Origin of the sequence: Mucilaginibacter celer (assembly GCF_003576455.2) — a bacterium.
Lineage (GTDB): Bacteria > Bacteroidota > Bacteroidia > Sphingobacteriales > Sphingobacteriaceae > Mucilaginibacter > Mucilaginibacter celer.
Window position 1 is genome coordinate 5,992,721 of record NZ_CP032869.1, and the last position, 22,934, is coordinate 6,015,654.

A 22,934-nucleotide genomic window follows, 5' to 3' on the forward strand; every position below is an offset into this window, starting at 1 on the left:
ATTACGATGAAAGCATTAAAACATATCACAACCATATTGCTGGGTACGTTAGCACTTGGCGCGTGTAAAAAATCATATTTAGATAAACCACTTACCGGCGCGCTCGAGCCACAGTTTTTACAAACCGAGGAGGGCGCTAACCAATTGCTGATAGGTGCTTACGCCGTGCTTGACGGGCAACAAGGCGGCGATGCCTCCGTTGGCGGCGGCGGCGCATGGGAAGCAGCTCCCGATAACTGGATTTATGGTGGTGTTGCCGGCGGTGATGCCTCAAAAGGAAGCGTAGCCGGTGATCAAACCCCTATCGAACCGATTATGAAATACAATGCCGATGGCAGCAATGGCTTTTTCGATTCGAAATGGAGGGCCGATTATGAGGGCGTTTCGCGTTGCAATAACACCATCAGGTCCATCATGGCTATCCCTAAAATAACCGACGCAGCCAAAACCAGTCTTTTGGCACAAGCAAGGTTTTTGAGGGCGCACTACTATTTCGATCTGAAAAAAATGTTCAACAACGTGCCTTATCTTGATGAAACCACTAAAGATATCAATCAACCAAATTCGGGTGTTGATATCTGGGCTAAGATAGAGGACGATTTTAAATACGCCTATACTAATTTACCAGGCACACAACCCGATGCAGGCCGGGCTAATAAATGGGCTGCAGGTGCATACCTTGCCAAAACCTACCTGTTTGAGCATAAATACACCGAGGCCAAACCAATTTTTGATGCGGTGATAGCACAGGGTGTAACAGCCAACGGCAAAAAATATGCTTTGAATGCCAAATTTAACGATAATTTCCGTACAGCCACTAACAACAGTGCCGAGTCGGTGTTTGCGGTGCAGGCTGCTGCCAATGCTGATCCTAACGGCCCGTCGCAGGCAAACAACGGCGATATGCTGAATTTTCCTTACGGTAACAGCAGTCCTTTTAGCTGCTGCGGTTTTTACCAGCCATCTATTGATCTGGCCAACCACTTCCGCACCAACCCAACAACCGGCTTGCCTTATTTGGATGACTACAACAGCCATGCCATTAAAACCGACATGAACGTAGCATCTTCAAAAAGCTTTACGCCTGATGACGGTACTATCGACCCTCGTTTAGACTGGACAGCCGGGCGTCGTGGTATCCCTTACCTCGATTGGGGTTTACACCCAGGCTCCGACTGGATCCGCGATCAGGCTTATGCCGGCCCATACTCGCCGCTTAAAAACGTTTACGGCCAGGCCGAGCAGGAAACCAATGGAGATAACACTTCCTGGGCACCAGGTTCGGGCATCAATTATAATATTATCCGTTATGCCGATGTGCTGCTGATGGCAGCTGAAGTTGAAGCACAGGTGGGGAGCCTTGACAAAGCCGAAAGTTACGTGAACCAGGTACGTAACCGTGCCGCCAACCCCGAAGGCTTTGTACATAAGTATGTTGACAATGACGACCCGACAGGTGGCTTTACCGACGAGCCTGCTGCTAACTACAAAGTTAGCCCTTATTTACCCGGCGCTTTTGCCAGTAAAGATTTCGCCTTGAAAGCTATTTATTTCGAGCGCAAAATAGAGCTGGCGATGGAAGGCCACCGCTTTTTCGATCTGGTGCGCTGGGGCATTGCCGATACCGAACTTAACGCCTATATCACTTTCCAAAGCACCCAAACCAATGATGTTAAGGGCGGTAAATTTTTGAAAGGCAAAAACGAATATTACCCTATACCTCAAAAGGAAATTGACCTTAGCGTAAAAGGCGGTACACCGGTATTGAAACAGAACCCGGGGTACCATTAATTGAGCCGAAAGCAAAAGGCTTAAAGCCGAAAGCTATTTATAACTTACCGGGAATATTTTTTCCCGGTAAGTTTACTATCTTGCCTTAACATTCCTGCTTTTTTTAAGCTGATTATAAACTCATTTTAAACCCTTTATGGACAAATCATCACCGCGGTTTTTATCGCTGGATGTATTTCGTGGCATGACTTTATGTTTCATGATCATTGTAAATACGCCCGGCAGCGGGGCCGCACCATTCGCGCCGCTCGAGCATGCCGCCTGGCATGGCTTTACCCCTACCGATCTTGTGTTCCCTTCCTTTTTGTTTGCCGTAGGCAACGCCATGAGTTTTTCGATGAAACGCTACCAGGAACTGGGAAATGCAGCAGTGCTGAGCAAAATTTTCAGGCGTACGCTGCTTATCTTTTTAATAGGTTACCTCATGTACTGGTTCCCTTTCTTTTCGATGAATGGCGGCTTCCATTGGAAACCTATTGCCAACACCCGTATTATGGGCGTTTTACAACGTATTGCGCTGTGCTATTGCTTCGCCTCGCTCATGATCCATTTTTTGGCAAAGCGATCGGTTATTATTTTATCGGCTTTGTTTTTGGTGCTTTACTGGATCCTGCTGCTCATTTACGGCAACCCTGCCGATCCGCTGAGCATGACAGGTAATGCAGGCATCTTCCTGGATAAATTTTTATTTGGGGATAAACACCTGTATCACGGCGAAGGTATTCCTTTTGATCCCGAAGGTGTGCTGAGCACCCTGCCTGCCATCGTTAACGTGGTGGTTGGTTATTATGCAGGTAAATTTGTACAGCAAAAAGGCAAAGGTTATGACACCACAACCAAACTGTTGCTAACAGGATGCCTGTTCATTTTCCTGGCCCTGTGTTGGAACATGGTATTCCCCATCAACAAAAAACTGTGGACAAGCTCGTTTGTATTGGTAACCACCGGCCTCGACCTGGTGATCCTTTCGGCCCTGATCTATGTGCTCGAGATCAATAACTGGAACAAAGGCAACTGGGCCCGCTTTTTTACCATTATGGGTAAAAACCCGCTGCCGGTTTATGTGCTTTCAGAGATCTTGCTGCTTCCGGTTAGTATGATCATCATTGGCGGTACCAATGCGGTTGACTGGATCAACAATGTTTTTTACCAGGTAATAGCGCCCGGGCCAATAGGTTCGCTGCTGTTTGCTATAAGCTTTATGACGATTTGCTGGTTGGTGGCTTATTTGCTGGATAGAAAGAATATTTATATCAGGGTGTGATTAAGTTCATTGTTGAAAGATAAAAAAGTCGTCATTGCGAGGAACGAAGCAATCGCACAGAGGCAGGTCCGCCCTGTATAGTTCGCGATTGCTTCGTTCCTCGCAATGACGCTTCTCTATGGAAATACTTCTTAATATTATTTAAAAAGTTTAATTTGCATACACCAATTCAAAACATAATTAAACAGTTTTTTATGAAGAAATTATCCTTATTGCTCTGCGGTTGCGTGGCGCATTTGTTATCGGCTGCACAGGCAAGCAAACCTGCGCCCGCGCTTATCCCTCAGCCGGTAAAGGTTACACAAACTACGGGTCAGTTTGTGCTGCCCAAAACCATTGTGGTTGAGGCAACATCTTCGGCCGATGTAGCTAACGTTACTGCCTATCTTAAAAGAAAGCTTGCTACATCAACAGGCGCTTTCATCAGCATAAAAAGTGCTGCGCCAACTGCCTCAATCAGGCTTGTGCTTAATAAAACTGCCGATACGCTTATCAAAACCGAGGGCTATAAACTATCGGTAACACCCAAAAAAGTAGTGATCAGGGCTAATGATGCCGCCGGTTTGTTTTATGGCGTACAAACATTTTTCCAGCTGTTGCCTAAAGAGGTTGAAGGCCTTGAAGTGGCCAAAGGTGTAACCTGGGCTGCCCCCGCTGTTGAGATTACAGATTATCCGCGTTTTGCCTGGAGAGGGTTAATGTTTGATGTGTCGCGCCACTTTTTTACCAAGGCCGAGGTTAAGCAATATATTGATGCCATGGTTAAATACAAATTTAACCTGCTGCACCTGCACCTTACTGATGATGAAGGCTGGCGCGTTGAAATTAAAAGCCTGCCGAGGTTAACCGAAGTAGGATCGCACAATGTAAAAAAAGTTGGGCAGTTTGGTACCTTCACCCCGCCAACACCTGATGAGCCGCGCACTTACGGCGGCTTTTATACCCAGGAAGATATTAAAGAACTGGTACAATATGCAAAAGACCGGTTTGTAAACATCCTGCCCGAAATTGATGTGCCGGGCCATAGCCTTGCCGCGGTGGTTGCCTATCCCGAGCTTTCGTGCACACCGGGTGCCGATAAATATGTGGTAAACTCGGGCGAGCCTTTTATGGATTGGAGCGGGCCGCATAACAGGGCTATTGTTGATAATACGCTTTGCCCTGCAAATGAAGCTGTTTATACTTTTTTAGATAAGGTTGTTACCGAGGTTGCACAGCTATTTCCTTTTGGATATATCCATTTAGGCGGCGATGAATGCGCCAAAAACTTCTGGGAGCAAAGCGATGCCATCAAGGCGCTGATGGCTAAAGAAAACCTGAAGGACATGAACGAGGTGCAGGCCTATTTTGAAAAGCGTTTGGAAAAGATCGTCGAATCAAAAGGTAAAAAATTTATGGGTTGGGATGAGATCATCGAGGGAGGCCTTGGTCCTAATGCTGCGGTAATGAGCTGGCGGGGTATTCAGGGTGGCATAACAGCTGCAAAAGCGGGTCACGAAGTGGTGATGAGCCCTACAACTTTTGCATACCTGGATTACATGCAAAGCGATCGTGTAAATGAAACAAAAATCTATGCAACGTTGCGCCTGAGCAAAACTTACTCGTGGGAGCCGGTACCTGATAGCGTTGATGCGCGCCTGATTAAAGGCGGGCAAGGAAACCTATGGACTGAGCAGGTATACAATATCCGCCAGGCCGAGTACATGACCTGGCCGCGTGGTATGGCCATTGCTGAGGATGTATGGTCGGCCAAAGGGCCTAAAAATTGGGATGGTTTCTTTAGCCGCGTTGAAAAACATTTCCCCCGCTTTGATGAGGCCGAAACCAAAATAGCGCCAAGCGCTTATGATCCATCATTCGATGCCAAATTTAATGCAGACAGCACATTAAAAATAACACTTATCAACGAGGTGAACGGGTTGGACACCTATTATAGTTTTGATAACTCGTTCCCCGACAGGTTTTATCCTAAATACACCGCGCCGATTGATGCGCCTAAAGATGCCACCACGCTTAGGGTAATCACCTATCGCGGTAAAAAACCGGTAGGCCGCATGGTTACCATGCCATTGGCCGAGTTGAAGAGCAGGATAAAGAAGTAGTAGCTGGATAATTTTGATAAAAATGGCAACGCCCTTCAGACTAATTCTGAAGGGCGTTGCCATTTTTATATCTTGTGTGCCGCCGCTCGGCTCCAGCAGGCGAGCGGCGGCTCATTTTGTTTATTTGTTGTAATGGTGTTTTAGCATTATTTACTTCAATGCCGGAAACTTAGCCGCTTCAAAAATGCTTTTCTCTGTCGCAGCTTTCTCCACATCCTGCCATTTACGCGGTGCATCGGCGGATAAATTGGTACCGCCATCTTTGCCTATCTGTACGTCATCTTCAATACGTACACCAATATTCCACCATTTTTTATCGCATGGGCTGCCTGCAGGGATATAGATGCCCGGTTCAACGGTGATCACCATGTTTTCTTCCAGACTACCGCGGCCGCCTTTATCATGCACATCAAGCCCTAAATGGTGCGAAACACCATGCGGGTAATATTTGCGTACTTCTGATGCATCTTTAATAATGCCCAATTTAATCAGGCCTGCCGATAGTACTTCGGCTGTTTTTTGCTCCAGACTGGCATAAGGCACACCGGCTTTGCAAAGTTTAAAAACCTCTTCCTGCGCATCATAAACCAATTGGTAAATGGCTTTTTGCTCTTCGGTAAATTTGCCGTTGGCTGGTACAGTACGTGTAACATCGGCCGAGTAGCCATGGTATTCGGCACCAACGTCCATCAGTAATAACTGGTTATCCAATTTGGTGGCGGCGTTTTCTTCATAGTGAAGGATACAGCCATTTGCACCGGCACCTACAATTGGCGGATAGCCTTCATCTTCGGCACCATAACGTTTATGTACATACAGCATAATGCCTTCCACCTCGCGCTCGCTCATAGATGGCTTTACGGCCCTCATTACTTCGAGGTGGGCAAGGCTTGATATTTCAACAGCTTTTTTCAGTACAGCAATTTCTTCGGGAGTTTTTACACCGCGAAGCTTGCTTGTAAAAGTGTCAAAATCCATGGTGCCGCCTAAGTTATTACCAATTTTTGCTTTAACCGCAGCTAAGGTAACCGAATCTGGTTTAGCCAACAGCTCCTGTACAAGGGGGCTTGCCTTGCTTAAATCGGTGTATTTGGTTTTAAAGAAGGTTACCACGCGCGGCAGATTTTGCGGGGTGGCGCGGTTGGCAATCACATTCATATCACTCAGGGCCTGCCTGTCAACATCGGCAATGCCGGCTTTGCTTTTAAACGCAGCAATCAGCTTTTTAAGTTCTCCTACCGAGCCGTCGCCCGTTACATCTTCGGGTAGGTTATCATAATAAACTTTGCCGAATTTTTTAAAATCAACAGGGAATTTGGCAAACTCTTCGCTGTTGTAAGCGCGTTTGAAGCCTAATTGCGTTTTGGCGCCTTCAACACCCAGGCGCCTGCCGGTCCACTGCTCGCGGGCAGCATTACGCTGGCGTACAAACAACACTTCGTTGTAGCTGCTGTCGCCATCGGCCTGTATGTCTTTAAATACCAAAAGCACTGCGTTAGGCTCCTTGTATCCCGAAAAATAATACAGATCGGGGTTGGGGTGATAAACGTAGTTAACATCGTTAGAGAAAACCTGCTCGGGGTACGAGAAGATTACGGCTACCGAGTTTGGGGCCATCAAATTGCGAAGGGCCTGTCGCCTTCCGGCATGAAATTCTTTGCTTAAATAATCGGTTGGGAGGTTTTCGGCGGTTTGTGCAAAACTATGGCTTGCGCCGCACAGGGCAATTAGTGTAACTAATGCCCGGCAAAAAAATCGGGTCATAATGATAAAGTATTTGTCAGTCAATAAATCGGTTTAAGATAGTAATTATCAGCAGATAATTTGCTCACCCTTTTAGGGGGAAAAGAAAACAGTATATAAAAAACGTCATTGCGAGGTACGAAGCAATCGCGAACTATACAGGGCGGGCCTGCTGCCGTGCGATTGCTTCGTACCTCGCAATAACGAGTTTAGAAAAACGTGCCTTTACTTAATTGACCTTGCTGCTACTCCTTCATTGGTAATCTTAACCGGCAAAATTTTTCCATCCTTGTCAAAATACATTTTATCAATACAGGTAACACGATGGTTGCCATCGGTTTCGGTAAGCGGACGGCGGTGGTAAACAATATACCATTCATCTTTACCCGGCACCTGGATCACCGAATGGTGCCCGGCACCTGTAGCAATGCTGGCATCCTGCTTCAATATAGTGCCAATGCGGTTAAACGGCCCAAAAGGCGAATCGCCAATGGCATAAGCCACACGGTAATCCGGACCGGTCCAGCCGCCCTCGCTCCACATAAAATAATATTTGCCTTTGCGTTTAAACATTACAGGCCCTTCCACATAATCTTTAGGAGTGATGAGCTTGTAGGTTTCGCCGTTATCAAAAGGCTCTGTGCCTGTAAAATCATTTTTAAGCTTTACAATGTTACACTGGCCCCAGCCGCCGTATATCATGTAGTACTGGCCGTTATCATCCTTAAAAACAAACTGATCAATAGGTTGCGCTTTGTTGATGATCTGGCCTATCAGTGGTTTGCCTAACAAATCTTTAAAAGGGCCTTCGGGTTTATCTCCAACAGCAACGCCAATGCCGCCAACTTCGTTATTGTTTTGGATATCGTTTGCGCCAAAAAAGATGTAGTATTTGCCATCCTTTTGGGTAACGGCGGGTGCCCACATAGCGCGTTTGGCCCATTTTACGGCAGCGGTATCAATAATGCGGGGGTGCTTGGTCCAGTGTAGCAGGTCGGGCGAGGAAAAGGCATCCATAAATACCTGGTCGTTGTATTTGGCGGAGTAGGTAGGGTATACCCAATATTGTTTATTGAATATTTTAGCTTCCGGGTCGGCATACCAGCCTTCAACAATTGGGTTGCCGGATGTTTTTTTATCCTGGGCTAATGTTTTATTGGCAAACGGGAGTAATGCTAAACCAACACCGAGCAGGAACGTGATTTTTTTAGGGATATGCATTGGGAATGGATTTTGGGTTCTAAGATATTAAAATTGATAAAACGTTTTAGTAAAATCAAAAATAAGTTTTGCCAAAGCGAAGCTAAAAAGGCGTCATTGCGAGGAACGAAGCAATCGCGAACTATACAGGGCATACCTGCTAACGTGCGATTGCTTCATACCTCTCAATGACGCCTTTAATATTCATATTGCTTCAGCTCTCGCCTCTGCGTTTTAATTACCGGTGTTTTGTTGCTTTGGTTTCTTTTTGCCCCAGCGGCGGTTTGGCTTTCTCTTTTTATCGCCGCTGCCGTTACCTCCCTGGGTAGGCTCGGGCTTAAGGGGCTGAATGCCGGCCAGTTCGTCGGGCAGTGTCATCAGTTTGATGGGCTTTTCAATCAGCTTCTCGATATTTTTCAGTTTACGCTCATCGCGGTGGTTTACAAAGGTGATGGCGGTGCCTGTGGTGGCTGCGCGGGCTGTACGGCCAATGCGGTGGATATAATCTTCCGGGTCGCCGGGTACATCGTAGTTAATCACGAGGTCGATACCCTCCACGTCGATACCGCGCGAAAGGGCATCGGTGCCGATTATAACCGGCAGTAGTTTGTTTTTAAATTTAAGGAGGATCTCTTCACGCTCTTTCTGTTCCAGATCGGAATGGAAAGACATGGCGTTGATCTTAATTGCTTTAAGTTCTCTGTACAAAGCTTTAACAATTTCCTTACGGGAAGCGAAAATGATAATGCTTGTAAAAGCCGAATCTTTAAGAATATGCTGCACCAGCGGTGTTTTCTGCTGATCATGCACGCGGTAAACCTGCTGATCAATCCCCACGGCAGGCTGCGAAATAGCAATATTGATCTGCTCCGGATCTTTCAGGATAGCCTTGGCAAGCGAACGGATGCGTCCCGGCATAGTAGCCGAAAACAGCAGCGTTTGCCGCTCTTTGGGCAGATAGCTGATGATACGCATAATATCATCAGAGAAACCCATATCCAGCATCCGGTCGGCTTCATCAAGTACCAAATGGGTAAGATGATTAAGCTTCAACACACCCGATGTAAGGTGGGCAATAAGCCTGCCCGGCGTGGCCACAATAATATTTACATTGTTTTGAATGCCGCGGCGTTGCTGCTCGTAAACAATACCATCGCCGCCGCCAAAAACGGCTATCGAGCTGATACCTGTAAAATAAGCAAGGCCTTCCACCTGCTGATCTATCTGTTGGGCAAGCTCGCGGGTGGGCGCTAAAATAAGCGCGCAGGTATGGTGTTTATTCCCCTGGCTAATGGCATTGAGCACCGGCAGCAGGTAGGCGCCGGTTTTACCGGTACCTGTTTGAGCACAGGCTATCAGATCGCGGCCCTCCATAATGGTTGGGATAGCCATAGCCTGTATGGGGGTAGGTGTGGTAAAGCCCATGCTCTCTACACCTTCAAACAACTGCTCGTTAAAATTAAAATCCTGAAAAGTCACTATATCTTGTATGTAAGATATGCAAGGTATAAAAATTTAACGGTAAATGAGGGTTTTGTGCGGAATTGGGCTACGGTTAAAGGGATTGTACGGCATGGTTTTCAGTTTATTGACACCAGTTTTACCAAAGCCGTATGCATTACCCATTCAAAAAATATATTTTTGAAAACCTATGAAAATTATCACACAAACACCCCGGTTACTGATCCGCGAGTTTACGCCTGATGATGAGGAGATATCTGTATTAATGGATGCCGACGAGCGCCTTACCCAATACGTAAAAAAGCGTACACCCCAGGAAAGTAAACAGGTTTTTAAAGACACCCTGAAGGAATATAAAAACAACACCGGCCTGGGCCGATGGGGTATTTTTAATACGGTAGATAATGATTTTATTGGCGTTTGCATGCTAAAGCCGAGCGAATACGACCGCAGCCATATCGAACTTGGCTACCGCCTGCACCTCAAATACTGGGGCCAGGGAATTGCCACTGAGCTGGCCGAAGCTCTGGTAAACTACGGATTAAATAAAATTGGCCTTCATGAAGTTTGCGCCGTTACGCATCCAGACAACGCGGCATCGCAAAAAGTGTTGAAAAAAGCAGGACTTGTACAGGATGGTACTGTGTTTTGGTACGGTGAGCAAGTGCCGTTTTTTAGGGTGAGGAAGTAAAGAGCAATAACGTTATTGCGAGGAATAAGTTCCGTTATTTCTCAAGGCGAAATGACATTTATTCGCTTGTAATCCTCCGTTCCTACCCATAACATAATTAAAATTAAGGTCATGCTGAACTTGTTTCAGCACCCCACTCGCTAAGCAACCTTGCTAAGCAAAGCTGGTTACCTGTCCTGTGGGATGCCGAAATAAATTCGGCACGACGGTGGGGAATGCCTTACATCCTTCAAAGGCCCCGGTTTTTACTTCCTCGCAATCTCGTTTCTTATCAAACCAACTTTACCAACTTCTCTCCCTCCAAAACCGGGATAGCCGTTGTCAAATCAATCTGTAAACAAAATTCAATATCTTTTTCGATACCCAATTTTTTCAACCGTTCGCCGTGCGAGGTTTTTTTGAGGTATTGATTGATGTCGTTCCTTCCAATCCGGAACAGGTCGTTAGCAGCAATGGCGGCATCATCCAAAACAAAACTCTCTTCCTTTAACTGCTCAATTACGGCACCTGCAAAAAGGGTATCCTCCAGGTTAAAATTATTTTTCCAGCCGGCACACACCAACAGGATGTTTTCATTTTGGGTTTTAAGCCAGTTGCTTAGTGAAGTAAGATTCAGGAATGAACCGATCACTATTTTTTTTGCTGCACGCGATAAATGCAATGCATGGGTGCCATTGGTGGTGGTTAACACAATGGTTTTACCCTCAACCTTTTCTTTAGTGTACGAAAATGGCGAATTACCAAAATCAAACCCGTCCACTACCGATCCGTCGCGCTCGGCGGCGAGTAGGTAATCCAACCCTTTCTCTCTATACGCGGCACACTCCTCAACCTGTGATACCGGTATAATAGCCTCAGCACCGTTTTCAATACCATAACATATAGATGATGTTGCCCTGAAAATATCTATCACCACTACAATATAATCTTCCACCTTAAACAGGGGCAATAGTGCAGGGCTTAGGCAAACGTGTAAACTTTTTTTCATTGTGATTGGTCATTAGGTCATTGAGTCATCAGGTCATTGGTTAAGCCGATAAAAAAATGACTTAATGACCAATGACCCGAAAGAAATGACCTACTTATAAAACGGCGGTTTTACAATCTTCGCTTTAATTTTATTATCCCTGATGCTGATATAAATCTCGGTGCCTTCTTTGGCAAAAGCAGTATCTACATAACCCATACCAATAGCTTTTTGCAACGACGGCGATTGGGTGCCCGAAGTTACCTTGCCAATGCTGTTACCATCGGCATCAACAATAGCATAATCATGACGGGGGATGCCACGCTCTATCATCTCAAAGCCTACCAGTTTGCGGCTTACACCGGCTTGCTTCTGGGCCTGCAGGGCTTCGGCGTTGGTAAACTCCTTGTTAAATTTGGTTACCCAGCCTAAACCGGCTTCAAGCGGTGAAGTGGTATCGTCAATATCGTTACCGTAAAGGCAGAAACCCATTTCCAAACGTAAAGTATCGCGCGCGCCTAAACCAATCGGTTTGATACCAAACGGTTCGCCGGCCTTAAAAATGGCATCCCAGATTTGGTCGGCATATTGATTTTCAAAATAGATCTCGAAACCACCTGCACCGGTATAGCCTGTAGCTGATATCAACACGTTATCCACACCTGCAAAAGTTCCTTTTTTAAAGGTGTAGTATTCCATCGATACCAGGTCGACCTCGGTAAGGCTTTGCAGTGCTTCGGCAGCTTTGGGCCCCTGGATGGCCAGCAGCGATGTACGGTCGGATATGTTTTTCATATCTACGCCGCCGGTATTGTACTTGCTGATCCATTCCCAGTCTTTTTCGATGTTCGATGCGTTAACTACCAGCATGTAGGTTTTCTCGTCAATGCGGTAAACCAGCAGGTCGTCAACAATACCGCCGTCTTCGTTGGGCAGGCATGAATATTGAACTTTGCCATCGTATAATTTTGATGCATCGTTGCTGGTAACGCGTTGTATCAGGTCGATTGCGTTTTCGCCCTTCAAAATAAACTCGCCCATGTGGCTTACATCAAAAACGCCAACGGCTTTGCGTACGGTTTCATGCTCGGCATTGATGCCCGCGTATTGCACAGGCATATTATAACCTGCAAACGGTACCATTTTAGCACCCGCTTTGATGTGGGTTTCGGTTAATGCGGTATTCTTCATCGTCAACTTAAAATATGGCGGCAAAGGTAATCAATAGCGTCGGTTTTGACCGTTGATTTTTGTGATTGCGTTGATTTCGCTGATTTTTTTGAATAGAATGTTATTTGCCTTTAAAATCAGCTTTCCTTTTTTCTAAGAATGCAGCTACGCCTTCTTTAAAATCTTCGGTGCCGAAGCATTTGCCAAACTCTTCAATTTCGGTTTCGTAGCCGTTAACGCCATCGGTATAGGCGGCGTTAATGCAGCGGATGGCGGCGGCGAGGGCCTGTGGTGCGCGGGTTAAAATTTTATTGAGGATCTCTTCTGCTTTAGCTAAAAGCTCGGCGGCGGGGGTAACATGGGTAACTAATCCGTATTGTAAAGCATCGGGTGCGGTAATCATATCGGCCGTGAGGATCATTTCCATGGCCTTGCCTTTGCCCACCAGTTGGGTAAGGCGCTGGGTGCCACCATAGCCCGGCATTAAGCCTAAGGTAACCTCGGGCAGGCCCATTTTGGCATTATCAGATGCAATGCGGATATGGCAGGCCATGGCCAGCTCCAGTCCGCCGCCCAGGGCAAAGCCGTTGATGGCTGCAATTACGGGTTTGCTGCCATTGGCTATCAGATCAAAAACTTCGGTATGGCCGGTACGTGACAGGTTGGTTCCTCCTTCCACATCCAGATCGGCAAATTCGCTGATATCGGCACCTGCCACAAATGCCTTTGGCCCGGCACCGGTAATAATAATGCCGCCAACCTCCGGATTGGCAAAGGCATCCGAAAATGCAGTATGCAGTTCGGCAAGGGTGGCCTTGTTAAGTGCGTTCAGTTTGCTCTCGCGGTTAATGGTGATATAGCGGATGCGGCCATTATCGGCTATTAATAAATTCTGAAATTCCATAGGTAATTAAAAATTGCGGTGTTCATGAACCCAGGCGGTTATATATTTAACTATATCCTGTGTGCTGGTGCCGGGCGGAAAAAGCTCGCCTACGCCCAGTTTCTGTAGCTCCAGCATATCATCATGAGGGATGATACCTCCGCCGGTAAGCAGCACATCATCCATCTGTTTTTCTTTTATAAGGTTGATGATGCGCGGAAAAACCGTCATGTGTGCGCCCGAAAGTATGGAGATGCCGATGGCATCCACATCCTCCTGCAGGGCTGTGTTCACCACCATTTCGGGCGTTTGGCGCAGGCCGGTGTATATCACCTCCATGCCGGCATCACGCAGGGATGTGGCAATGATGCGTGCGCCGCGGTCATGCCCATCCAGGCCTACTTTGGCAACTAAAACACGGATTGGTCGGTTAAAGGTATTACTCATGTATAACCCTTATTGGTTTTTGTAAATGTAGTAAGAAAATTATGGAAGTTGATTGGGGTTTTGTGTGAGTGTACCGATTGCAAATTTTTTGAATTGTGAATTGTTGGGGGTTTTTAGGCACGCAAAGGCGCAAAGCCGCAAAGTTTTTTGATTTGTACATGTCGGCGATTTTTAAGTGCGCGAAGGAGCAAAGTCGCAAAGTTTTTGTGAGTTTTTGGCGATTTTTAAATGCGATACGGCATTTTCCCCTTTGTCATGCTGAGGAACGAAGCATCTTCTTCGCCCTGTATAGCCGCCATGCTTGTTGTAGAAGATCCTTCGCTGTCGCTCAGGGTCACAGGCCACCCTCCCAATGTCAAAAACACTCATTTTATCCCGGGCAACCTTTTTACCTCTTCCCATAGCGCCTGTTCAGTCTCCGCATTCACATTCACCAAATAAAAAAGCTTGCCACCCTTTGCGGCGGCCCATCGCCATTCAAACTCGTTAATGGTTTTAAGGCTGCCGTTATCAAACCACCAGGCCGCGTAAATCTTATCTTTTGCTTTGGTTAATATGCCCGAGTAAACCTGTCGGCCGGCAATAACCTGTTTTTTTATTTTGCCGAAAACATAGCCGCTGCCCTGCCAGCATATCATGGGGTCGTGTTCGGGGGCATAAAATGGGGAGGGCTTTACGTATACCAGTTTGCCCGGTTTTTCAAATTTGATTACGCCGCTTTCCAAAACAGTTTTTTGATAGCCGACCAGGCTGATGTTGCTTTGGTTTTTATCGGCAAGCTGATCGGTGGTTTTAAGGTTGAACGTTACGGATAACAATAAAACGGCGAGTGTAAAATGTAAAAACGGATAACGTAACTGATCGGGTACCAGCCGGATGGTATTGTGAAACCGCGGATCGTGGTGTGGCTTTTCGCTTCGTTTTAAAATAAATGACGATAGGCACAATAAAGGCAATACCACATACACCAGCAGGCATATAATGCCGGTAATATCATGCATGGGTGCTCCTGCCTCAATTTTAAAAATAACCAGCAGCATAATACGGCAAAGATTGCACGCTATGTTTAATGCAAATGTGAGCACCAACACAAGCAGTATCCACATCAGGTGCAATTGCTTTGCCGTTTGCCGCTGGTAATGAGCTATCATGAACAAGCCGATCATAAATGATGAGGCCAGCATATGCAAGCCGGCGCAGGCCTGATCTACCGAAAATTCGGCACCGTTTAGCTGGATAATATTGCCCGAAGCCTGCGCTTTTATGTTCATGAAGCCGAGCAGGGTAGCGGCCACCTCGCTCAGCCCGATCCTGAGCGGAAAGCTGAAGGTGCCGCTGATATATTCGAACGCGGGCGAGATAAGCAGCGGCAACAGGAACAGCACGGGGCTGATCTTCCCCTTCAAATTTTCAAAAAACAATAAACCTGCAAACAGCAATGCCAAAAACAAGTTTGTTTTAACCGGAAAACGGAAGGCGATAACGGCAAACAATAAAGCCGGTACCAGGTACCTGGGCGAAAAGCCGCCGCGCTTCACCTTACAGATATAGGGCAGCAATGCCAGGCCGAGCAGCATATCGGCATTCCACTTAAAGTAAGTGAGGCATAACTTTATAGCTATACCTGTGTAAATTAACCAGCAGCTGTTAATAACAACCCGGCTGCCGGTTAATTTAAAAGGTACATACTCCTGCAAATTATAGCTCCGGCTGAACATGTTTGTTTTTATAAACTAAAAAGTTAATAACTCCAATCACAACCAAAATAAGCAGCCACTCGCCCGGCTCGGGTACTGCGCCGGATGATTTGGCCGAGGCATTTTGCAGGCTGTTTTTATTTTCATCAATCCCGAAGCGCTCATAATCCTTTTGCGTTTCCAGCACAATAAGGCTCGAAACCGGAGAGGCGATGAAAGCCTGGTTAGCCTCGGCAATAACATCTGGCTGCACATAGGTTTTATCAAAATAATGCGGACCAACCTTTTTCATAATATCGTTATAGGCAAACAGGCGCAGCAAATGATCAGGCGCATTGCCGATTTTCAGGGTGTCGGCAGTTTGTGCTATCATCAGGCCCGATTGTGCGAGCACCACATGCGTCGAATCTTCCTGCGGATTGTTGAACCGGTTTTTTGCAAGATGGTTTTGCAGGGTTTCCAGGTCGCCCTCATTATAGATAAACACCCTCATTTCCTTCAGTGCTTTCAAATACGGTGTTAGGTTGGTACCTATATTATAAAGCTGTATGGGTTTGGCTTTGGGGAGGTAAGTGGTAAGCACTTTCCCAAATTCCGATTCGTTCAGATCGTACAGGTTGGGCGAGGTTTCGGCACATTTAGTGATAAGCAGAGCGGTTTCGGGGTGCCTGATCTCGTTAACCGGAAACATGCTGAAGTTGAGCTTGCTCATCCGGTTGTATACCTGGTCCCGGTTTTGGTCGGTTAGTTTTTCCAGTTTGCCATCGTAATAATATACTTTTTTGTTTTTGATGGCGGGCCAAAGCTCGTCGAGTTCGGAGGCAGTCCATTCGGCATTTAAATCGAGATAGATGCGTTCGGGTGTAAAAACGGTGGTTTGCGGCTGGTAATCCTTTAGCTGGTAGCCGTTACCCGCAAACGTAAAAGGGGTATTGGCAAGCGGCGGGGCTTTAAACGTGATCTGCTCATCGGGCCGGTAATTCCTGTCGGCCGTGTAAACACCACTGCTTATTTCATCAAAGCCGGGGAGATCAAGGCTCTCCGGCTTTTTGCTGAACGATACCTGGATTGCTTCGGTAGCCGCATCCGGCGAAGGGCCATCGAAATAACTGCTTTGATAGGTGAGCATATCACCCCGCTTTAACAGCGGACTGGTTATGCCCACCCTGAATTTTCGGTTTTCCTCTGGTGTGCAGGGAAAAATTCGCGCGGTTACGGTATTACCTTCCTGCCAGTGTAATACCGATGGGTCATGTTGTTCAACGCCAACAATCTCGTGGTAAGCCGAATCGGCCTTAGCCTTGGTGGTAAGCCTTGATTTTTGCTCCTTGCCATCTATCCACAGCGATAACGAACTCACTACCGAACCTTCCGGAACATGAAAAGTATAAATAGCTTCTTCATTACCGCGCCAGGTACGCTTTTCGGCATTGTGTACTGTAAGCGTTTTTTCGGTATAGGCCAGGCGGTATTCGGGGAATATTTTAATATTGGTGATCACGTTGGCTGTGCTCAGCATATCGCCCGTCCAAAGCCGCTCCTGTGCCTGGTGGCGTGAATTGTACATAGCCTCCAGTATTTTAATGCGATCGTTTTCGTCAAGGTTGATCTCTCCGCCAAATAAACTGGCTATCACTACAAAAGGATCGTGCTTTTTAGGCTCGTCAAAAGCGGCGCTGTGCCAGTTACCCCAAAACCAGTTATCGCTCAGGTTCGCGGTTTTATAAACAATATCTGCCTTAATAATTTTTTCGGCCAGGGCATTGTGCGGGATATTCTGGGCAATCACCATCCAGGTGGGCAGCTTCCCTTCGGATAAGGTATTGTGATTGATAGCGAGGTTTACCTGTTTGTTAATACTTTTCCATTGCCAGATAAAAACAGCACATGCCACAAGAGGAATCAAGATCCCGGCTGCAAAAGCCATTTTTAGTGATGGGTTTCCTTTTAAGTTTTGCTTTAAGGCAATAAAGGTTGCTATGGCCAAACCTGCGGGCACAAAGGCATGAAGCGAAAAGCCCAGTGCAATGGCTCCAAAAATGCCTAAAATGTACATGGATGTAAGGTAAACGCTGTAATAAATGAACAGCAGCAGGGCAATTCCTAATAAAAAAGACACTGTATGTTTGGCAATAACCCCAAGATCATCCATAAAAACAGAGAGGATTAACCCTATGGCCGATAGCCAGATTACAACGCAGAGCCAGGTTACCGAGCTGTCAAACACATTTAGGCTGCGGTTAAGTGCAAATGCGCTTACAAACCACAATACCAGTAATAATACCCAATAATGCAGGCGCTTAAAGCCTTTAAAAATCACTAAAAAGAAAAATACCAGCGAGGCCAGGTAATTGAGGCAAAAGGCTCCGAATGCTGTACCTTCAGTAATTTCAAAAAAGCCGGACTCTACTATACAGAAGAATCCGGCGGATATAGTGATGAGGATTAGGCCTGTTTTAATAATGTTGTTTTGTGATAGGGTTGCAAGGATGTTTTTCATTGTTTTTTATTTTTAAAAAGTACTTTGTATTCCAAAGTTTATGGATAAAAAAAATTACAGTTTTTGTTGTTTGATTAAATTTTCGAGAGCCAGAAGATGCAGTCTGAAAGCGGCCCGCCCTTTTTCGGATGCGAGGTAGCGGGTGTTTGGCTTGCGGCCTATGAAACTTTTCTGCACCTGGATGTATTCCTCTTTTTCTAAAGCTTTGAGATGCGAGGCCAGGTTGCCATCTGTAAGATCCAGCAATTCTTTAAGCGAATTAAAATCATAGCTTTCGTTGGCAACCAGTACGCTCATAATTTGCAGGCGGATGCGGTTTTCAAAAGCTTTGTCAAACTGTTCTAATGATATATTCACTTATCGTATTTAAAATGCATTACTGTGCCGTAAATAATGTGCAGCAGGCCAAAGCCCACTGTCCAGAATATTAAGCCGTAGCCCGGCATTAAAGCACAAAGCAAACCTAATAAAATCTCCAATATTCCGAGGCTCATCACGCCCGAATAGGTGTAATGACTGCCCGAAACCAACGACATGCCGTAAAATATCAGCGTAGCCGGTGCCACTATGCCGTAATAACCCCTGTATATCAATATCAGGGTAAACAACCCGCCGCTTATTAGCGGGATAGCCATATTAATAAGCAGGCGCTTGCTGCCTGTATTCCAAAAGGGCTGTGCGTTGCGTTTAGCCTTGCGGATAGAAAGCCATACACCTGTACCGATTGAAAGAACAAGCACCGCAAAGGCGGTTAAAAATAATTTGATAACCAGTAGGGTTTCGTTAAAAGTATGATGCCTGTCAAGCCCAAGGTATTCGTATTGAAGTAAGCCCCAGCCAACCGCTGCGCCTATAAGCGCATAAATGCCGGCCATAACACCCGATAGCCCGCTAAGCGAAATAAATTTGGCCGACCGCTCCATCAAATCACGAATGGAACTTAACTCTGCATGAATATCTTGTTCTTTCATCAAAAGTACTTTGTTGTTCAAAGTTAAAGATTGAAATTGGATTTGCAATAGGGGCCGTTAAATATTTTTTACCGGTTCGTTGCTGTGGTCATTTCGGTTTTTGAGAAGCTGTTTAAAATATATAAAAGCCGTCATTGCGAGGCACGAAGCAATCGCGAATATGCAGAGCGGCTCTGCAAGTCGGAAATCTCTTCGTATCTCATAATGAAGCAGATGTAAGCTATTGAATATCAAGTTTTTTTTGTGAATGGGCGGTGGCCTGAAAGAAGATCGGACCGAGTTGGCCCCGATGGACTTCGGGGCAGGCCCTGCTGACCGAAGCTTTTTCTGTCTTGACTTTTGGTTGTTGGTATAAGGACCATGGCTGTTCGGAAGATTTTTTCATTCCCTCCCCTGGGAGGGGTGTGATGGATTGCGCAGTGGCAGGGAGGGGTTTTTACGCCTTGCCCGACGAATATGCTGGGTGTAGAAACCCCTCCCTAAACCCTCCCAAGGGAGGGAATCGCACAATTCCCCCGCTTTTTTATTTCTTCCGAACACCTATGGTATAAGGACAAAAGTAACAACCTCCACAGCAGATGAGCGCCAATGTTAGTATGAAAGGATATGGCCGTTGTGAACTTCAGGGCTCTCTGCAACAGAATTTCGTTTTCAATTATAATTTGGGCGTTGCCTGCGGCCCGGGCTATCCGCTACAAGTCCTCGCTTTGCCAGCACCCTATCCCAGCGCGCGCTGCGGGCTTTCCGCTGCAATCCAACGCGGGGATAGAGATTAGTTTCTTGTTAATTAAACCCGGATTAAAACTAACCTCTAATCTCCAGTCTCTAATCTCTCTTCCTGATCTCCTGCTTCTTTCTGAAGATTTTATTTTCAGTATTTATTGAAAGTTTAAAATATATTGTATATTTGTTTCAGAAAACACTGAAAGTTATGAAAGCGCTAAAAAATCATGTCATCCTTTTTGATGCCGAGTGCCCGATGTGCAGGGTTTATACCAACGCGTTTGTAAAAACAGGGATGCTTGACCAGGGCGGCCGCACGGCCTACCAAAGTGAGCAAGCCACCACCTGCCCGGTTTACGACAGGCGGCGTGCCGTTAACGAGATTGCACTCATCAACCTTGAAAACGGCGAAGTAACTTATGGCGTAAAAAGCCTGTTTAAAATACTTGCCAATGCCTGGCCCCTGTTTGCGCCGTTGTTTAGCTTTAACCCCTTTGTTTGGCTAATGAGTAAGGTATACGCCTTTATATCATACAACCGCCGGGTTATTATTCCCGCCGCCGAAACCGGGTTTGAATACCAGCCAACTTTTAAATTGCATTACCGCCTGCTGTACCTGCTGTTTACCTGGTTTTGCACAGGCTTTATCCTCTCCGCTTATGCCCATCTGCTGGTTGGTATGGTGCCGCTGGGTAATCCTTACCGCGAGTATGTGATTTGCGGTGGGCAGATTATTTTTCAGGGCGCAGCGATATGCAGTTTCGACCGCCGCAACCTGTGGACATACCTGGGCAATATGATGACCATCTCTTTCGCCGGCAGCTTATTGTTGCTGATTGGTTTGCTGATTAGCCATTTTGTACAACTGCACGCCCTTGTTTACACCCTGTATTTTATGGCAGTTGCAGGGCTCATGTTTTTAGAACATGTACGCCGTACCAAACTATTGGGGCTGGGCTGGGTGCTTACCGTTACCTGGGTAATCTATCGCATCGTTTTACTGGGGCTTATTTTAAAACTGAACTAATCATGAAACCTTATAAAAAAATAGTGCTGGCAGGCGGCAATGGCTACCTCGGCACGGTACTGGCAAAATACTACCGCGATTTGGCTAATGAAGTGATTATCCTGGCCCGTAAACAAAAACCGGTTGACGGTAATGTGCACACCGCCCTTTGGGATGGAGAAACAGAAGCCGGCTGGACGGTTCACCTTGCCGGGGCCGAAATGCTCATCAACCTCTGTGGCAAAAACGTAAACTGCCGTTATACCGAAAAAAACAAACAGGAGATTGTGCGCTCAAGAGTTGTCCCCACTCAACTGCTGGGCCGCGTGATTAATAAAATGACCGATCCGCCTAAACTGTGGATCAACCTGAGCTCTGCCACCATTTACCGTCATGCCGAAGATCACCCGCAGGATGAGGAAACCGGCGAGATTGGTTACGGCTTTTCTATAGATGTTTGCAACATCTGGGAAAAAACCTTTTTTGAGGCCGATACGCCGCATACCCGTAAAGTGGCATTGCGCATGGGAATTGTGCTGGGCAGGAGCGACAGCGTTTTTCCGCGCCTGCTTAACCTGGCCAGGCTGGGCCTCGGCGGGCAACAGGGAGATGGGCAGCAATACATGGCCTGGGTACATGAACATGATGCTGCCCGCAGCACCCAATGGCTGCTTGATCATCCCGAATTGCAGGGCGTATTTAACTGTACCGCTCCCTGTGGCGAAAAAAATGCCGATATGATGCGTATTATCCGCGAGGCTTATGGCGCGCCGTTTGGCTTACCCGCCCCGCAATGGTTGTTAGGCATTGGCGCGGCAGTGATAGGCACCGAAACCGAGCTGATATTAAAAAGCCGATGGGTAATGCCTAAACGTTTGCTGGATAGTGGTTTTAAGTTTCAGTTTGAAAAGGCAGAGTATGCGGTGCATGATATTTTGAGTATCAGGGAGTAGATGAGTTAGGCTTGCAAAGTGGCGAACGAGCCGTTTTTAATTGTAGAGATTCTGTGTTAACATCAAATAATTGAGAGTGTAAAATAAACTGTGTCAAGCGTTAAATGTTAACTTAAAACACAGTTTAAGATGAAGAGAGAAGAAGAATCGCTCGAATACGAGCAAATGAAAAAGAAAGCCCTTGAGCAACTCCGCTCGGGCAAATCGCTTTATGGCAAGGATGGAGCCTTTGCACCGTTGCTAAAAAGTTTCCTTGATGCCGCCCTTGAGGCGGAATTGGAAAGCCATTTAGATGAAGCAGAACGCAGTTCAGGCAATCGCAGGAACGGTAAGACCAGTAAGAATATCCGAACCTCTGATGGCACCATATCTATTAGTACCCCTCGTGATCGCAATTCCAGTTTTGAACCCGAACTGATCCGCAAACGGGAAACGATATTAGCAGAAAGTCTTGAATCCAAGATCATCGGCATGTATGGACTGGGCATGAGTTTCCGCGATATATCAAAGCATATCAAAGACATGTATGATACAGATATCAGTCACAGTACCTTATCTGCTATAACAGATAAGATCATTCCTGAAGTAAAAGAATGGCAATCAAGGCCGCTGGATGAACTTTACACCATTGTTTGGCTGGATGCGATGCATTACAAGGTTAAAGAGGAACACCGCATGGTAGCGCATGCTGTTTATAACATTCTTGGTATTGACCGTCACGGTCACAAGGAGTTGTTAGGAATGTATGTATCTCAAAGCGAAGGCGCTAATTTTTGGTTAAGTGTATTGACCGACCTTCAAAACAGAGGTGTAAAAGACATCCTGATTGCTTGCATTGATAACCTCAATGGATTCCCACAGGCCATAAATACAGTATTCCCTCAAACAGAAATCCAGACCTGTATCGTCCACCAGATACGCAACAGCCTGAAGTACGTGGCTTCTAAAGATCAAAAAGTATTTATGAAAGATCTTAAGCCGGTGTACCAGGCAGAAACCCTCGAACTGGCAGAACTTCGTTTAGAGCAATTAGAAGAAAAGTGGGGTAAGAAATATGAAAAGGTATTGGAATCATGGCGTAATAACTGGTCGAAGCTGACCACGTATTTTCAGTATGATACCACTATTCGTAAACTGATCTATACCACCAATACCATCGAAGGGTTTCACCGGCAAATCAGAAAAGTAACCAAAACCAAGGGTGGTTTCACATCCGATATGGCTCTGTTAAAACTGATCTATCTGGCTCATAACAACATTAAACAAAAATGGACGATGCCACTTTCTAATTGGGCGACAACGGCCCAGAAGCTGGCCATTTGGTTTCCTGGGAGAATGATATTAGATTTGATGTAGCAATCAGCC

Annotated in this window: 18 protein-coding genes; 7 read left to right on the plus strand and 11 right to left on the minus strand. The window is 46.2% G+C overall.

Features of this window, described 5'->3' with window-relative positions; all coding sequences use genetic code 11:
* The first annotated feature begins 6 nt into the window (after nucleotides 1–6).
* The 3 genes from HYN43_RS24910 (at nucleotide 7) to HYN43_RS24920 (ending at nucleotide 5,157) form a co-directional block, all read left to right on the plus strand.
* The gene (locus HYN43_RS24910; RefSeq protein ID WP_119406605.1) at nucleotides 7–1,791 is read left to right on the plus strand and encodes a RagB/SusD family nutrient uptake outer membrane protein; all 1,785 of its coding nucleotides are present in this window, start codon (nucleotides 7–9) and stop codon (nucleotides 1,789–1,791) included.
* Between the two features lie 136 nt (nucleotides 1,792–1,927).
* Nucleotides 1,928–3,055 (plus strand): acyltransferase family protein, encoded by a 1,128-nt coding sequence (locus HYN43_RS24915; protein WP_119406606.1) that lies wholly within the window; start codon nucleotides 1,928–1,930, stop codon nucleotides 3,053–3,055.
* A gap of 194 nt (nucleotides 3,056–3,249) precedes the next feature.
* Nucleotides 3,250–5,157 (plus strand): beta-N-acetylhexosaminidase, encoded by a 1,908-nt coding sequence (locus HYN43_RS24920; RefSeq protein ID WP_119406607.1) that lies wholly within the window; start codon nucleotides 3,250–3,252, stop codon nucleotides 5,155–5,157.
* A 150-nt stretch (nucleotides 5,158–5,307) separates the two neighbouring features.
* Here the strand turns inward: HYN43_RS24920 and HYN43_RS24925 are convergent, their stop codons facing one another.
* From HYN43_RS24925 to HYN43_RS24935, 3 genes are all read right to left on the minus strand, one after another.
* Nucleotides 5,308–6,921 carry an aminopeptidase P family protein gene (locus HYN43_RS24925; RefSeq protein ID WP_119406608.1) on the minus strand — a complete coding sequence of 538 codons (1,614 nt, stop codon included), beginning with the start codon at nucleotides 6,919–6,921 and terminating at the stop codon, nucleotides 5,308–5,310.
* 204 nt (nucleotides 6,922–7,125) lie between these two features.
* Entirely contained in the window at nucleotides 7,126–8,121 is a 996-nt protein-coding gene (locus tag HYN43_RS24930; RefSeq protein WP_119406609.1) for a glycoside hydrolase family 43 protein, read from the minus strand.
* A gap of 213 nt (nucleotides 8,122–8,334) precedes the next feature.
* Nucleotides 8,335–9,579 carry a DEAD/DEAH box helicase gene (locus HYN43_RS24935; protein WP_205589825.1) on the minus strand — a complete coding sequence of 415 codons (1,245 nt, stop codon included), beginning with the start codon at nucleotides 9,577–9,579 and terminating at the stop codon, nucleotides 8,335–8,337.
* A 172-nt stretch (nucleotides 9,580–9,751) separates the two neighbouring features.
* Here HYN43_RS24935 and HYN43_RS24940 point away from each other — a divergent pair, with 172 nt between their 5' ends.
* The gene (locus tag HYN43_RS24940; protein WP_119406610.1) at nucleotides 9,752–10,252 is read left to right on the plus strand and encodes a GNAT family N-acetyltransferase; all 501 of its coding nucleotides are present in this window, start codon (nucleotides 9,752–9,754) and stop codon (nucleotides 10,250–10,252) included.
* A 271-nt stretch (nucleotides 10,253–10,523) separates the two neighbouring features.
* On the opposite strand, the gene HYN43_RS24945 is transcribed toward HYN43_RS24940, so the two are convergent.
* The 8 genes from HYN43_RS24945 to HYN43_RS24980 form a co-directional block, all read right to left on the minus strand.
* A complete protein-coding gene (locus HYN43_RS24945) occupies nucleotides 10,524–11,240 on the minus strand; it encodes a 2-phosphosulfolactate phosphatase (protein WP_119406611.1) in 717 nt (238 codons plus the stop codon).
* Nucleotides 11,241–11,330: 90 nt separating this feature from the next.
* On the minus strand, nucleotides 11,331–12,410 hold the full coding sequence (gene gcvT / locus HYN43_RS24950) for a glycine cleavage system aminomethyltransferase GcvT (protein WP_119406612.1): 1,080 nt from the start codon (nucleotides 12,408–12,410) through the stop codon (nucleotides 11,331–11,333).
* Between the two features lie 100 nt (nucleotides 12,411–12,510).
* Nucleotides 12,511–13,293, minus strand: coding sequence for an enoyl-CoA hydratase/isomerase family protein (locus HYN43_RS24955; RefSeq protein ID WP_119406613.1), 783 nt, complete (start codon nucleotides 13,291–13,293; stop codon nucleotides 12,511–12,513).
* 6 nt (nucleotides 13,294–13,299) lie between these two features.
* On the minus strand, nucleotides 13,300–13,719 hold the full coding sequence (locus HYN43_RS24960; protein ID WP_119406614.1) for a cobalamin B12-binding domain-containing protein: 420 nt from the start codon (nucleotides 13,717–13,719) through the stop codon (nucleotides 13,300–13,302).
* A gap of 365 nt (nucleotides 13,720–14,084) precedes the next feature.
* Nucleotides 14,085–15,437, minus strand: a complete 1,353-nt coding sequence (gene xrtN / locus HYN43_RS24965; protein ID WP_119406615.1) for an exosortase N — start codon at nucleotides 15,435–15,437, stop codon at nucleotides 14,085–14,087.
* Entirely contained in the window at nucleotides 15,418–17,916 is a 2,499-nt protein-coding gene (locus HYN43_RS24970; RefSeq protein ID WP_119406616.1) for an XrtN system VIT domain-containing protein, read from the minus strand. Before HYN43_RS24970 ends, xrtN begins: the two co-directional genes overlap by 20 nt.
* A 54-nt stretch (nucleotides 17,917–17,970) precedes the next feature.
* Nucleotides 17,971–18,273 carry a winged helix-turn-helix domain-containing protein gene (locus HYN43_RS24975; RefSeq protein ID WP_119406617.1) on the minus strand — a complete coding sequence of 101 codons (303 nt, stop codon included), beginning with the start codon at nucleotides 18,271–18,273 and terminating at the stop codon, nucleotides 17,971–17,973.
* Nucleotides 18,270–18,887 (minus strand): hypothetical protein, encoded by a 618-nt coding sequence (locus tag HYN43_RS24980; RefSeq protein ID WP_119406618.1) that lies wholly within the window; start codon nucleotides 18,885–18,887, stop codon nucleotides 18,270–18,272. Before HYN43_RS24980 ends, HYN43_RS24975 begins: the two co-directional genes overlap by 4 nt.
* Before the next feature lie 931 nt (nucleotides 18,888–19,818).
* Here HYN43_RS24980 and HYN43_RS24985 point away from each other — a divergent pair.
* The 3 genes from HYN43_RS24985 (at nucleotide 19,819) to HYN43_RS24995 (ending at nucleotide 22,925) form a co-directional block, all read left to right on the plus strand.
* Nucleotides 19,819–20,637, plus strand: coding sequence for a DCC1-like thiol-disulfide oxidoreductase family protein (locus HYN43_RS24985; protein ID WP_119406619.1), 819 nt, complete (start codon nucleotides 19,819–19,821; stop codon nucleotides 20,635–20,637).
* A 2-nt stretch (nucleotides 20,638–20,639) separates the two neighbouring features.
* Complete coding sequence (locus HYN43_RS24990; protein ID WP_119406620.1) at nucleotides 20,640–21,569, plus strand: TIGR01777 family oxidoreductase; 930 nt, start codon at nucleotides 20,640–20,642, stop codon at nucleotides 21,567–21,569.
* 165 nt (nucleotides 21,570–21,734) lie between these two features.
* Complete coding sequence (locus tag HYN43_RS24995; RefSeq protein ID WP_245447287.1) at nucleotides 21,735–22,925, plus strand: IS256 family transposase; 1,191 nt, start codon at nucleotides 21,735–21,737, stop codon at nucleotides 22,923–22,925.
* The last annotated feature ends 9 nt before the right edge of the window (nucleotides 22,926–22,934 follow it).